8 protein-coding genes are annotated in these 15,508 nt (G+C 37.5%); 7 read left to right on the top strand and 1 reads right to left on the bottom strand.

Going from position 1 to position 15,508, the window contains the following annotated elements:
• Window positions 1-69: 69 nt before the first annotated feature.
• The 3 genes from FRZ67_RS15260 to FRZ67_RS15250 all read left to right on the top strand — a co-directional run bounded on the left by FRZ67_RS15260 (window position 70) and on the right by FRZ67_RS15250 (window position 6,350).
• Window positions 70-3,231, top strand: a complete 3,162-nt coding sequence (locus tag FRZ67_RS15260) for an ATP-dependent helicase (RefSeq protein WP_147190786.1) — start codon at window positions 70-72, stop codon at window positions 3,229-3,231.
• A 161-nt stretch (window positions 3,232-3,392) separates the two neighbouring features.
• A complete protein-coding gene (locus FRZ67_RS15255; RefSeq protein ID WP_147190784.1) occupies window positions 3,393-4,814 on the top strand; it encodes an Ig-like domain-containing domain in 1,422 nt (473 codons plus the stop codon).
• Between the two features lie 168 nt (window positions 4,815-4,982).
• A complete protein-coding gene (locus FRZ67_RS15250) occupies window positions 4,983-6,350 on the top strand; it encodes a peptidylprolyl isomerase (protein ID WP_147190782.1) in 1,368 nt (455 codons plus the stop codon).
• 362 nt (window positions 6,351-6,712) lie between these two features.
• Here the strand turns inward: FRZ67_RS15250 and FRZ67_RS15245 are convergent, their stop codons facing one another.
• Window positions 6,713-8,638 (bottom strand): alpha-amylase family protein, encoded by a 1,926-nt coding sequence (locus FRZ67_RS15245; protein ID WP_147190780.1) that lies wholly within the window; start codon window positions 8,636-8,638, stop codon window positions 6,713-6,715.
• A 104-nt stretch (window positions 8,639-8,742) separates the two neighbouring features.
• On the opposite strand from FRZ67_RS15245, the gene FRZ67_RS15240 reads away from it, so the two are divergent.
• From FRZ67_RS15240 to FRZ67_RS15225, 4 genes are all read left to right on the top strand, one after another.
• Window positions 8,743-9,993: a WcaI family glycosyltransferase gene (locus FRZ67_RS15240; protein ID WP_147190778.1), complete on the top strand. Its 1,251-nt coding sequence runs from the start codon at window positions 8,743-8,745 to the stop codon at window positions 9,991-9,993.
• Window positions 9,994-10,155: 162 nt separating this feature from the next.
• A complete protein-coding gene (locus FRZ67_RS15235; RefSeq protein WP_147190776.1) occupies window positions 10,156-11,550 on the top strand; it encodes an undecaprenyl-phosphate glucose phosphotransferase in 1,395 nt (464 codons plus the stop codon).
• Window positions 11,551-11,844: 294 nt separating this feature from the next.
• Window positions 11,845-13,458, top strand: coding sequence for a hypothetical protein (locus FRZ67_RS15230; protein WP_158638380.1), 1,614 nt, complete (start codon window positions 11,845-11,847; stop codon window positions 13,456-13,458).
• A gap of 29 nt (window positions 13,459-13,487) precedes the next feature.
• Complete coding sequence (locus FRZ67_RS15225) at window positions 13,488-15,101, top strand: hypothetical protein (RefSeq protein ID WP_147190772.1); 1,614 nt, start codon at window positions 13,488-13,490, stop codon at window positions 15,099-15,101.
• Window positions 15,102-15,508: the final 407 nt, after the last annotated feature.

The raw sequence follows: 15,508 nt of genomic DNA, 5'->3' as shown, positions 1-15,508 counted from the left end.
GTGAGTGACACAACAGACGATGCCATGTTAATACAAAAGTTGGTATCCTAAAATATTATCTTTGAGGTTATGACGGGTAAACAACAGCAATTAGAAAAATTTAATGAAATATATAAAGGGCTAAATGAACAACAGCGTATTGCTGTTGATACTATTGAAGGCCCTGTGATGGTAATTGCAGGACCTGGCACGGGCAAAACACAAATACTTTCTGCACGCATTGGAAAAATATTGATAGATACAGATACGCAACCTGAAAATATTCTTTGTCTTACTTATACAGATGCAGGTGTGGTGGCTATGCGCAAAAGATTACTGGGTTTTATCGGGCCTGATGCATACAAGGTGAACATCTATACATTTCATGCATTTTGCAATGATGTGATACAGGAAAATCTCTCACTGTTTGAAAAAACTGCGCTTGACCCTATTTCTGATCTTGAAAGAATTGACTTGTTCAAAAAACTGATCGATAGTTTTCCAAAAAATCATCCGCTGAAACGCTACAGGGGCGATGTGTATTTTGAGATAAACAACCTCCAGAATTTATTCAGTGCGATGAAACGTGAAGGATGGACCGCAGCGTTTATCAGCAATAAAATAGATGAATATATTGCATCGCTGCCGGAACGTGATGAATACATTACTAAACGAGCCACGAAAGAATTTAAGAAAGGTGATGTACGCACCGATAAAATTGCAGAGGAAAAAGAGAAGATGGAAAAACTACGTGCTGCAGTAAATGAGTTTGATCGTTTTCAACAAATGATGCGGCAAAACAACCGCTATGATTTTGATGATATGATCAACTGGGTGCTGAAAGCATTTGAAGAAAACAAAGAACTGCTTGCTCGATACCAGGAACAATATTTATATATACTCGTTGATGAATACCAGGATACCAGCGGCACGCAAAACAGGCTCGTCGAGTTACTGATCAACTACTGGGATAAACCGAATGTATTTGTAGTAGGTGATGATGACCAGAGTATCTATCGTTTCCAGGGTGCGAATGTGGAGAACATGCTTGCGTTTGCAGACAATTATAAAAACGATCTGCTGACAGTTGTACTTACCAATAATTATCGTTCCACACAACCGATACTGGATGTTTCAAAATCATTGATCGACAGGAATAAAGAACGACTGGTAAAACAGATTGATGGCTTGAGTAAAGCGTTACTATCGTCAAACGAAAAATTGAATCAACTTATTCATGCACCTGTTATAAAAGAATATGAAACGTGGCGACATGAAATGATTGATATAACGCTACAGGTGGAAAAGTTGTTGCAGCAAGACATTCAGCCTGGAAGGATCGGTATTATTTATAAAGAAAATAAGTATGGCGAAGAACTGGCGCAGTATTTTAAATTACGCAATATACCTGTGTTTAGTAAACGCAGTTTAAATATACTGGATATACCCTTAGCTCAAAAGATCATATTACTGGTGCGCTATCTTGCAGCGGAACATGACACACCGTATGGCGGTGATGAAATGTTATTCGAGTTGTTGCATTTTGATTGGTTCCATGTTCCGCCCATTGAAATTGCAAAACTTACGATGGAAGTGGCAGACAAACAATTCAGCGAAAACAAGACTTCTATACGCAGGTTGTTGTATGAGAAAAGTAATACGCCACCAAAAGATCTTTTCTCACAAGGCATACATCCGCAGTTAAAGAAAGTAAGTACCATTATCGAAAATCTTATTGCTGATGTTCCGAATATAACATTACAGGTATTGATTGAAAGAATTATTCGTGAAGCAGGCGTGTTACAAACCATTATGCAAAGCGAAGAAAAGATCTGGCAGTTGCAGGTGCTCACTGGTTTCTTTGACTTTGTAAAAGAAGAAACACACCGCAGGCCCACTATGCATTTGCAGGAACTGGTGAGTATAATTGAGTTAATGGAAAAGGAAGGATTGTCTATGCCGCTGGTGCAGGTAAGTGGCAATGAAAAAGGTGTAAATCTGTTAACTGCGCATGGTTCCAAGGGTTTGGAATTTGAATATGTTTTTTTAGTTGGTTGCAACTCCTCATTTTGGGAAAAGAAAAGAAAGCCATCGGGAGGATATACATTTCCTGATACGATTTTTTCTTCTTCCTCCCTCACCGGGGGGGGGCAGGAGGGGGCCGAAGAATTGCGCAGGTTATTTTATGTAGCATTAACAAGAGCAGAAAAATATTTGCAGATATCCTATAGTCGTTTTAAAAATGATGGAAAGGAAGTAGAGCCTTCCATGTTTATTGCGGAGATACAGGAGCAGTTTCCTGATTTAAAGGCGGAACCTGCTAAAGTGAGTGAAGAAGATGTAGTAGCATTCCAGACTTTGCAATTTATAGAAGCTGCACCTGAGATCGCGAAGATAGAAGAAGAATATATCAGCAGGTTACTGGACAAATTTGTAATGAATGTAACAGCGCTTAATAATTATTTAAAGTGCCCATTGGAGTTTTATTTTAAAAATCTTATCCGCATTCCTTCTCCAAAAAATGAAGCAACAGAGTTCGGTTCTTCTGTGCATTATGCATTGGAGCAGTTGTTTAAAAACATAAGAGGCAACAATGGTGTGTTTCATTCCAGAGAACAATTCATCAGCGACTTTGAATGGTACATGCATCGTCACCGTGAAAGTTTTACCAAAGAACAATTTGCCCGAAGGCTGGAATATGGGCAGGAAGTACTTGCTAATTACTACGACAAATACATTAACACCTGGAACAAAATAGTTGCTGTAGAACGCAACATCAGAAACGTTATAGTGAATGGTGTACCATTAAAAGGCAAACTAGACAAACTGGAATTTGATGGTAAATCTGTAAATGTAGTGGATTACAAAACAGGAGACCCGGATAAAGCAAGACCAAAATTGCAATCACCAAATGAAAAAGAGCCTAATGGTGGCGATTACTGGCGGCAGGCGGTATTCTATAAAATACTTGTAGATAATTATGAAACCAGGCAATGGAATGTTGTAAGCACCGAGTTTGATTTTATAGAGCCAGATAAGAAAAAGAATTATCAAAAGATGAAAGTGGTTATAACGCCTGAAGATATTACCACGGTAAAAGAACAGATCAAAACAGTTTGGGAAAAGATTCAGTTAAGAGATTTTTATACAGGCTGTGGCAAAGAAGATTGCCACTGGTGCAATTTTGTAAAGACCAATAACCTTGCTGTTGCATTGCATGAAATTGTTGTAGAAGAAGATGAGGAAATATAAAACCGGATCATTGCTGCATATAGAACAAAAAAGTACAAGAGTGCGACGCAAGAAAAGTATAATATGTGTTATGTTGCCTGGTTCATAAAGATACTCAGCCGATTTTTACAGGATCATTAGCAATAAGAATAGCGCAAAGCATCTATGTTTGCATACTTTTTATGAAAAAGATTTTTCCCCTGGTTATAATTGCTGTTTGCTTTTTTAACGTTGCAGGTTTAGTTACTGCCAGCGGTTGTGCCAATATTATCCCGCCTACCGGTGGCCCAAGAGATTCTTTACCACCTGTATTAATGGAGGCTTTGCCAAAAGATTCTACTGTAAATTTTAAAGACTATAAGATAACACTTACGTTTGATGAGTATGTGCAGCTTGATAATAACCTTAATGACCAGCTGATCATCTCTCCCAACCCAGAAAAAATTCCTGTTATAGAAGGAAAGCTGCGCAACGTAACTATAAAATTGAAAGACTCTTTAAAACCTAACACCACTTATTCCATCAACTTTGGCAGGGCATTAAAAGACGTGAATGAAAATAATGTGCTGAAAAATTTTACCTATGTTTTTTCTACCGGCGATAAACTGGCTGATGGTATGATAACGGGCAATGTAAAAATTGCTGAAACAGGTGATGCAGATTCTACTTTATTGGTGTTGTTGCATACCAACACAACCGACTCTGCTATAAAAAAATTAAAATCAGATTATTATACAAGGCTTGACAGCAGCGGCAATTTTCGTTTTAAATATTTGCCCAATGAAAAGTTTGCCGTGTATGTGCTGCCCAATGATTATTCTAAAAAATATGATGACAGCACAAAGATGTTTGCTTTCTATAATGAACCCGTAGAAGCCAGCACCAATCCTGCTTCAATACAACTGTATGCCTACCAGGAATACAAACAGGTTAATAAACCAGTTTCTGCCTCTTCCGGTAGTGATAAAGAAAAAAAGGGTAACTCAGATGAAGATAAACGACTAAAATTTGGAACCAATCTTGAAAATAATGAACAGGGCCTGCTCGATAGCCTCATCTTTAATTTCAACAGGCCAGTTGCTAAATTTGATTCTTCAATGGTATTACTCACAGACACGAGTTTTAAAGCCATAAAGAATTATAGCGTAATACAGACCGATACAACTGCAAAAAGATTTGCGCTCATTTACAAATGGCCCGAGAATCAACGCTATAAACTCATTATTCAGAAAGCAGCGTTTACAGATAGTGCAGGCATAACAATTGCGAAGGATGATACTTTGAATTTTAAAAGCAAACGTGAAAGCGAGTATGGAAGTGTGCGGCTTCATTTCAACAATCTTGATCTTTCAAAAAATCCTGTACTACAATTAGTAAAGAACAAAATTGTTGTTCAATCTGTGGTACTCAGCACCAATGAATGGTATCAAAAATTATTCGAGCCCGGCCAGTACGATATGCGTATTCTTTTTGATGACAATAAAAACGGCGTTTGGGATCCCGGAAATTTTGATACAAAACACCAGCCCGAAATTGTACAAAAAATACAGAGGCCCCTGATTACAAAAGCCAATTGGGATAACGAGATAGATATTAACCTGTAATTTTTTTATGAGCCCGGCTTTTGCACGTTATTAAGCTTTGGTTGCGTCGCACTCTTTTACTCCAGAGTGTGTATCAACAGGATGATGTCAACAAATTATTTTGTTAAAAGCAGCACCCAACGGCCATTACTACACCGGATTCTCTATTTTTGAAGCTATTTGCATTTTATGAACAAGAATATTGTACTACTGCTGGCTGCCTTTTTGAGTGCTAACGCTGCATTTGCACAGAAAATGGTTGCAGATAAGATCATAGCGCAGATCGGCGACAAAATAATATTGAAATCTGATATAGATAACGCTATAGCCGATTATAAAAGACAGGATATGGCTGATAACCTGCCACCCAACCCGGAATGTGCTTTTTTGCAGGGCCAGCTTATTCAGAAAACTTTAGTGATCCAGGCAGAAAAAGATTCCCTTTTTGTAGAAGATGATGAGCTGGAAGCCTTGCTGGATAACAGGATCCGTTACTTTATAAGCCAGTATGGTTCGCAGGATATGCTCGAACAAATAGCAGGGCGTTCTGTGTATGAAATCAAGGAAGACCTGCGCCAGCCATTCAAAGAAAAAACCATGGCTGAAAAAATGCAAAACAAGATCCTTGAAAATGTAAAGATCACACCCACCGAAGTAAAAGAATATTACGATAAAATTCCCAAAGACAGTTTGCTTTATTATGAAAGCGAGATCGAAGTAAATGAACTGGTGATGTATCCAAAAGCAAACAAAGATTTGGAAGATTATGTATCTGCCCAATTACTGGATTATAAGAGACAGGTAGAAAGTGGCCAGAAAAAATTTGATGCGCTGGCAAGATTATATACTGATGATCCCGGCAGTAAAGACAATGGTGGACAGTATAGCGTAAACCGTTTGGATAAATCATGGGATCCAACCTTCATTGCAGCTGCTTTTAAATTAAAAGAAGGACAAATATCTCCCGTTATAAAATCTAAGTTTGGATTACACATTATACAAATGGTTAGCCGTGCCGGTGATGATGCAGTAGTGAGGCACATTTTAAAAATTCCACCCGTTACAGATGTAGAAGTAAAACTCGGCCTTGCAAAACTTGATAGTTTACGTTCAAAAATAATTGCAGGTGACCTGTCTTTTGCCGCTGCAGTAACCAAGTATAGCGATGATGAGAACAGTAAATTCAATGGCGGCGCTAAAACAAATAATGAAGGTTCTACCTACTTAAAAATTGATCAGCTTGATAAAGATGCAGTAGTAGCCCTTAAAGGTTTAAACCCCGGTGATATATCAAAACCACAAACTTATACTGATGAGCGTGGCCGCAAAACAGTGCGTATTCTTTATTTAAAAACACGTACAGAACCTCACCGCGAAAACCTGAAAGACGATTATAACAGGGTGGCACAAAGAGCGCTTGAAATTAAAAAACAATCAGTGCTTGAGAAATGGTTTAAAGATCATATTCCTAACTACTATGTAACGATCGATAAAGAGTACACAAGTTGCGAAAGCATTAGCGATTGGCTTCACGCAGCGAGTGCTGCCAGCAGGTAAAAAAATATTTAATAAAAAGACCTCATTTATATAAACCATAAATGAGGTCTTTTTATGTGTATTATAAATAAATACTTTTTTTGGAGCATGCTGTTGTAGTAAAATTATGCTTTTGTTGGGTCACTCACTTGTACGTTCGGAACAAAAGCGAAAAGGTTATAGAGCTTACTGGTTCAAGAATTTACAAGTGTTTAAATACGAAGAACGCGTAAACATGTAAACGCAGAAACTGCAGAAACTTTTTCAACAAGTATAAGAGTGCGACGCAACAGGTGATGCCAGATGCATTACAGCCGGAAGCAAAAAATAATAAAAACAGAGCCGCTATTGTTGTAGCGGTCCTGTTTTTATCATCTGACTCTTTATGGTTTGAATTTAAAGCGCAACATATTTAAAGGAGTATTGCCATTATTTTTTATGCTGAAAGTATAATAACCATTTTCCGTACCCGAAGATCTGATAGTTGTTTTATTAACGATATCCTCCATCTGCGGTTCGCTTATGCTTCCCTGCTTTATGTAAATTATGTAATTTCCTGAAACTGCTTTTGTTTGTTCTCTTGTAGGAACAGGCAATGTAATTTTTCCACCTTCTTTTACAGGTACTATCAGGTCTCTTGCAGATATAACATATAAATACCCATCGGGGTCAGTAAAGTAATTAATGTGAATATTTTTATTTTCTTTTTGTGCAAATATGGGAGCACCCAAGCTTATTGCCATTTGCTTTTCATTTCCATTGGGTATTGCAGAGAAATCAACAAATTTATTTTCCTGTGCGGCAAGTCTGTTAGGCACATTTGTAAGAGACTTATTACAATAAATATTTTGCAGGCGGTCTATATTTTCTTTTGTCATAGATCCATCTGATACAATACGTAAAGGAATACCAGCCGCATATAATTTTTGGAAATTAAGATAAGCAGGCATTAATACATTCTGCCATGCTTTATCGGGTGTTTTAATAAATGCATTACGCTCTTTTTCTGAAACTAATACGCCTTCAAATGCATAAGGTGAAAGATTCTTAAAATATTTTCCATATTCAAGATTCCATTGTAATGGAATTTTAAAATTGTTGGGATCAGAAGTTTTGACATCAATATCAAGATTGGCTATGCAACCTAAAGAAATAAGCGCCGCTGCCGCTAATTCAGCATCATCTGCGGTTTTAATGCGTGGACACCAGATATGTGGCGGGCCGTAAGAGTTATCCCGCATTAAAGAGTAGCAAAAAGCGTTTAAACCAAATAAGGATACATTGCTTTTAAGATTATCAGGCATTTTGAAATTACCTTCCTTTAATGTTGTTTTAAGAGGTATATCAAATTCTGATTTTAGAATAAAGTGCTGGTAAAATTCGCTATTCATATGCAGGTCCGTCTGTGTCGGCCAGCTATTGCCGCTCACCAATATAACAGGGCTTTTTCCATCCTGTGCAAGACTTGCACGTATGTCTGTAAAGAGCTGTTCAATGGTTTTATTGCGGAATTCAAAATACCTTAATTTATTTCCTTTCTTAAAATCACTGACCATGTCTGTGCCATATAACTTTTTGTATGCAGCTTTAGAATAATCAGAAAAATCTCCTCTTAAAGGAATATGCACTTCATCAAAATAAAAACCATCTGCACCATACGAGGCAAGTTCTTTAAGGCGCTCAATTACAACATCACGGTAAGGAGAGTTAAAAGACATGGTAACACCTCTTCTATCTTTTATAGGTTTACCATTTACATCCTTACATGCCCAATCAGGATGTTGCGCATACATTTCTGCATCTTCAAGATGGCGGTAATAAATGATTGCCTTCATATTTAATCCGTGTAATTGGTCAATGATTTTTTTTGCAAGATTTTGGCCGTTAGCATTAAGGCTGGCAGCTTTTGGATTCAGTTTGCCTTCTTTAGAAGGCCACCATGGTTGTTCGTCACCAAATTTTATTTGCCGTGTTAGTACAGTGGCATGATATTTTGCGAGCTTCTCCGGAAAGCCGAAAAAATCTGCATTATTTATATCGTCTAATGAAAGTCTCGTATGTATCTGCACACGGTTGGTAAGATACCAGTCAGGTATATTGTCATATGCATTTTCAAGCTGGGGATTATCATCTTTTGCAGCATAAACAATGTTGTTTTGGACACTGGTATGTGCAGTATCAGCAGGAACAAGTTTATCAGTCTGTATACCTGCAGGTGAGCAAGTAAGCATAAACTGTAAGAGCAACGTAAAAATCAATGGATGTAACATAGTGAATTTATTAAATGATGCAGGTTTGTTATAAGGCATATACTTTGCCAATTATTTATACAGGCACTAAAACAGCATTAAAGACTGATTACAAATATATTTGCTTAACCGGATATTCAGTTTACACAAATATTTAGCTTTTTATGGCGCAGCGGATTCTTCTAATAGGTGGTAATTTTTCCCCGGAACCTACAGGAATAGGAAAATATAATGGAGAAATGATACAATGGCTTAGTGATAACGGATATGAATGTGGTGTAATCACCACATACCCCTATTACCCTCAATGGAAACTGAAAGAGCCTTATAAAAATCATTCTTGGTATAAAAAGGAAATAATAAAACAACCTGGTGATAAATCTTTTGGCACTATAACTGTTTACCGTTGTCCACATTATATACCATCCAACCCTACCGGCAAGACAAGAATATTACATGACCTGTCATTCTTTATCTCTGCGCTTTTTCAATTGCTTATGTTATTACCGGGAAAAAAATATGATGTTGTAATAAATGTTAGTCCACCCTTAATGCCGGGTTTGCTTGCTATACTATATAAGAAAATCAAAAATGCCCGGTTCATTTATCATATACAAGACCTGCAGGTGGATGCTGCAAATGACCTGCAGATGATACGATCAAAAAAATTGATACGTTTTCTTTTTGCACTTGAAAAATATATTTTAAAACATGCAGATGTTATTAGTAGTATATCGCCGGGAATGATCAAAAAAATTAAAACTAAAATCGACCAACAGATAGTTTTTTTTCCAAACTGGTCAGATACTTCTTTTTTTTACCCAATAAATGATAAGACAGATTTAAAAAAAGAGTTCGGTTTTAAAAATGAAGACAAAGTAGCTTTGTATTCAGGTGCAATAGGAGAAAAACAAGGTCTTGAATCCATACTCTTTGCTGCAAAAGCATTCCAAAATTTTTCAGGCCTGAAATTTGTTATTTGTGGTAGCGGTCCTTACAAAGAAAAACTGGAAGCCATATCAAAGGAGATGGAATTGAATAATCTTTTTTTTCTGCCTTTGCAACCCCTGGAAAAATTTAATCGTTTCCTTAATATGGCTGACATGCATCTGGTTATACAAAAAGTAAATGCTGGCGACTTGGTTATGCCATCAAAGCTGACAAATATTCTTGCTGCAGGAGGTCTCGCAATTGTTACCGCAAACCAGGGAACAAGCTTATATGAACTCATAGATGAATACAAAATGGGTATTCTTACAGAAGCAGAAAAACAGGAAGCATTGAACAATAGCATAAAAATTGCGTTAAACAGCAATTCATTGGTAATAATACAAAATGCAAGAAAATATGCAGAAGAAAATTTGTCGGTAAACAAGGTCATGCAACGATTTCTATTTGATAGTTCTATAAAATAATTTATTACGTAGTAATCTGTAAATCAACATCATTTGAAAGATATGTCTTGTTGTTCATAGTATAATATTGATAGAGGTTAACTTTTTAGCCTATTTTTGAAACATCCGAAGACATTTTTTTAAAGAGATGAATTTCTACATACTAGTACTATAATAAAGCCTATGGCATCATTGTATTCAATATATTTTCGCATTACCTGTTTCTTTACGGACCTGATAATTATTAATTTCTCTTACCTGTTTAGCTATTATACAGTTGCAACATTCTACCATGAGGATCTTAAATGGAATAATCGTTATTTGGTAGGTATAGCTGCATTTAATATTATCTGGCTCTGCTCCTCTTTTGTTATGCGTCTTTACACGCAAACTACTTTTAGCGTAATTGAATCTTTTTTCCGTCGCACCTACCGGGCAGCAATAATGCATTTTGTGTTATTCATGTCGTTCCTATTTTTTACTAAAAGTAATATTCTGCAAAGTGTTTTTTTAAGCAGCTTTCTTTTAATGTCAGCATTCTTTGTGATAAGCCGTTTCGTATTGGTATATGCTTCTGAATTTTTCCAAAAAAGAACAAAAAAGGGAAAGAAAATAGCCATACTGGGATATAATTCAACTGCAGAAAGATTGGCTGCTTATTTCCAGAAACGAAAAGGCGATTATGTTTTTGAGGGGTTTTTTGATGATGATTTTGCAAGGTCTACTTCACGTAACAATGCCAACTTTATTGGCAACATGCAAATTTGTTTCGATTATGTAGAACAGAATCTTGTAGAAGAAATATATTCCACTATTTTGCCTAATCAAAATATGCAGGTAGAACAGCTAATGCTTGCTGCAGAACAAAAATGTGTGCGGGTAAAATTTGTGCCTGATTTTTCCAGGCAGCTTGATGAACGCTTTTACATAAGCTTTGTAGAAGACTTTCCAATTATAACGCTACGCAAAGAGCCGCTGGACCAGATTAACAATCGTGTAAAGAAAAGAGTGTTTGACGTTATTTTTAGTTCGCTGGTTATCGTGCTCATACTATCATGGCTTACGCCCATTCTTGCCATACTTATAAAAATAGAAAGCAGAGGCCCGGTTTTTTATATGCAGAAAAGATCTGGCAGAGATAACACGCCTTTCTGGTGTCTCAAATTCCGCAGCATGCATGTTAACAATGATGAGATGCGGCAGGCAACCAAGGGGGATCCGCGTATTACTAAGATTGGTGCATTTATGCGCAGAACAAGTCTTGATGAGTTACCCCAATTTTTCAATGTGTTCGCCGGCAACATGAGCGTAACCGGCCCACGACCGCACATGCTTGCTCACACCCGCCAATACAGCACCGTTATCGATAAATTTATGGTACGTCATTTATTAAAACCCGGTATTACAGGCTGGGCGCAGGTAAATGGCTATCGCGGCGAAACCGAAGTACCTGAACAAATGCAGAAAAGGGTTGAACATGATCTTTGGTATATGGAAAACTGGTCACTTATGCTTGATGTAAAGATCATTTTCCTTACTATTATCAATATGTTCAAAGGAGAAAAGAACGCATATTGATTTTGTGTTCCCGGCTACAATGCAGATAGCATCTTCGTTGCGTCGCACCCTTGTACGGCTGTAAGAAATGCAGCTATTTTTTTTGAAGACTTAATTTATCCTGCTCCAAATATTGCTGAACGTACAAGTGAGTGACACAACAGGCGATGCCAGGTGTTACATGAGTCCGCTCAAAAAAATCGTTTTAAATCAGAAGCCTGTCAAACCATTTTTGCTTTGTGCACATTATTTGCAGTAATGCTTCTTATTTTAAGTTAATTGTCTTCTATTTGCAACAGTATTAAATATTGCTTCATGCATATACCGCTTAGTAAAACCCATTTATTGAAAAACATACTGCAACATTTCCTGCCTTTTTTTATTAGTGTACTTGCTTGTTTGAATAGTAGTGCTCAGGCACCTGCTATGCTGCTTACAAATAGTTATAATGAGCAACGTATTGTATATAACGATGACTCGCTGTTGCATACAGCATGGAGGCCAATGCTCTACACCGATTCAACAGCTGCTGCTGCAAAAGGACCCTGGTTTAACCGTAAGTTTTTTAAAGAACACCTTGTACAGGTAAGAGACAAAGACTTTAATCTTAATGCAGATATTATTTTTGATGAATACATAGGTAACAGTAAAAGACCTATAAAACCTAATACCCCGGGTATCCAAAAAACAAGCAATACACCGATGATAAACACCCGTGGTTATGAAATATCGGGTAACGTGTCTGACAAATTTTATTTTGAAACTGCGTTTTACGAAAACCAGGGCCGCTTTGGTGGTTATGTTGACAGCTTTATAAGAGGCAGCCGTGTAATTCCCGGCCAAAGTGCTTATAAAAATGTAGGTGATGGCTTTGGTTTTGATTTCAGCAACTCAGAAGCAAGGCTGATGTACAAGCCATCAAAATATTTTTTGTTTGACCTTGGTTATGGAAAAAATTTTATCGGCGATGGCTATCGCTCTATGCTGCTAAGCGATTGGGCCTATAATTACCCTTACTTTAAAACATCTATCAATCTCGGTAAGTTCCAGTATAATTTTATGTGGTCTCAATATATCAGCGACCGTGACCCTACGCTGAATAATTATGATGAGCAATTCAGAAAATGGTCACAAACATTCCTCATAGACTGGAAAGCCACCAAACATTTATCAGTAAGTCTTTTTGAAACCGTAATGTGGCCAGATCAGGATTCTATGCGCAGGTCAGACAGAAGTGCCTGGATAGCCAGCCCCATTATTTTTCTACATGGCAGCAAATCACCAGCGGGTGTAAATAACAATGTTATTGTAGGTACTAATTTAAAATACCAACTGTTTAAGCATACAACTCTTTACGGGCAATTTGCGGCCGATCAACTTGGAGATGCAGGTTCCTGGCAAACACGCTATGCAATACAGGCCGGTATACGTTCAGGAAATTTGTTCAACATCAATAATCTTAATGGCCTTATTGAATTTAATACGGCAAGGCCATACATGTATGCCACCAATTCGCTAAACACCAACTATGCACAACTAAAACAACCGTTGGCACATCCACGTGGCGCCAATTTTAAAGAAGGTTTGGTGCTGGTAGATTACAGTATAAAAAGATGGTATTTCCGTGCAGAAGGTTTTGTGACAAAATATGGCGCTGATTCATCTGCTGCAACAAACTACGGCAGCGATATTTTTAAACCTGTATCAACAAGAACTGTTTCAAATGATGTAAAAACCGGCCAGGGTGTCTCCACAAATATTTTATACGGAGACCTAAGAATAGCTTACATCATAAACCCTGTAACCAATATGCGCATTGAAACAGGCTTTACTTACCGCAATGAAAAAAGCGATCTGTTCAATTATCGCGACAGGATATTTTATATAGGCATACGTATGTCATTCAGAAAGATCAGTTACGATTTTTAAGCAATACCTTATCTTAAAAAGATAATATCATGAAGTGCATCGTTATAAAAAAAATATTGCCGCTCTTTATAATCACTATGGTTTGCTTTACGGCAAAAGCGCAACAGGTACCACTTGATGCAGCCGTGCAAAACCGTTTCAATGAAATAACCATTTCAGCAGATACAAATATCTTCACCGGCTTTCGTGCTATTAACTGGCTTGAATTAAAACCTTACCTTAACACGCGTGGTACAGATATTATGGATAGTGTATTTGGCATTTCCAACGACGGAACCAGTTATGCATTCAAACAGATGGGCACAGATAATTGGATAAAAGCAGCATCAGATAAACACGTATTCACAGTTGATCCTTATATAACACTTGCAGGCGGATATGCAAACAATGGCGTTGGCGGTTTATTGCAGGCGGTTGGTGGTGTTCAGTTCCAGGGCGTTTACAATGATAAACTTTCTTATAGTTTTGGTATAACAACTGGCTACAGGCAGTTTCCCGGCTACATTGATTCTTACATCGTATCTAATCAAAATTATCAACCCGGTTTAGGTAAAGGCACCTTGCAGAACAATGGTTACACCTCTACACAATTCAATGCCAACCTTACTTATATAGGTGGTAAACATTTTGTGCTGGCTGCAGGTTACGGCAAAAATTTTATTGGTGATGGCTACCGCAGTCTTATTTTATCAGACAATGCATCCAACAATCCTTATGTAAGATTGCAAACTAAATTGTGGCGGTTTACTTACAATGTTTTGTATACGCGATATGAAAATCCACGTTTTCAAAGTTTTGGTAAGAATGAAGTAAAATACAGCACGGTACATTATCTGGGCATTAACCTTTCCAAAAAATTACAGCTGGCTTTGTATGATAATATCACCTGGCTCAAGAATGATACTACCTCACAGCGCGGCTTCGATGTGCAGTACCTGAATCCGCTAATTTTTATGCGCCCCATTGAGTTTACATTTGGCTCGCCGGATAATGCATTTGTAGGCATTACCGGTAAATATCATTTGTATAAAAATGGGTTCATCTATGGCCAGCTTGGTCTCGATGATCTTAACCTTAGCACTTCACTCGATCATCATTCACAGAACTATGGTAACAAATATGCATTGCAGTTTGGTATCTGGAACAAAGATCTGTTTCATGTACAAAATCTTTCCTGGCGTCTTGAGTGGAATGGTGTAAGACCCTATACCTACGGTCATGGTTTTGGAAAAGTTGGTTTGAATTACACACACAACAACCAGTCGCTGGCAGATCCTTTCAATGCCAACTTTAATGAATTTATTTCCATGTTCAATTATCATAACGACCGATGGTATGGCATGTTGGAAAATCTTTTCACTATACGCGGCGAGAACCCCGGTCTTCCTTATAACAATGGTGAAGATCTCTGGGGTGGCGAAGTTGGTGTACCACCATTTGGCGCAAAGACCATGCAGGGCATAAGGCATCACTATATATACAACCAGCTTTCTGCAGGTTATCTACTTAATACCCGTAACAGGCTTGCAGTACAGGCCGATATTGTTTACCGCAAACACACTGCGCCAGGTATTTCTAGCTCAAATGTGTTTTTTATGCTGGGCATACAAACAAGACTCTTCAATAATTACCACGATTTTTAAATGCAACCAATAGATGTTATAATTCTTTTGTTGCGGGCTGTAGTTTTTCATAGCATCGCCTGTTGTGTCACTCATTTGTACGGTTGGAAGAATGGGGAGCAAAATGAAAAGATAACAATACAATAGTTGATTGAAACAAAGAAACAATATCAGGCTCATCAGAAATGGCCGCAAGTGCAAAGCTTCCTGGACATTGTTAAAGTTGAATATGTTGAAAAGAAGGTTTTTCTTTGGTTGGTATTAGCACAAGCCGAAAAACAAAAGAGTAAATAATTACAGTCTGTGAGGATATAAACCGATAGAAAGTAATCTTCTTTTCTTCCGAGCTCAATAACACTTCAACCGTACAAGAGTGCGACGCAACGAAAGCTTACTATTTATTCAACAGCAGGATACAAAAAAATAAT

It is taken from the genome of Panacibacter ginsenosidivorans, from assembly GCF_007971225.1.
In the GTDB taxonomy this organism is placed as follows: domain Bacteria; phylum Bacteroidota; class Bacteroidia; order Chitinophagales; family Chitinophagaceae; genus Panacibacter; species Panacibacter ginsenosidivorans.
The sequence above is the reverse complement of the archived record's forward strand: the minus strand, read 5'-3'. Positions and strand labels throughout refer to the sequence as shown.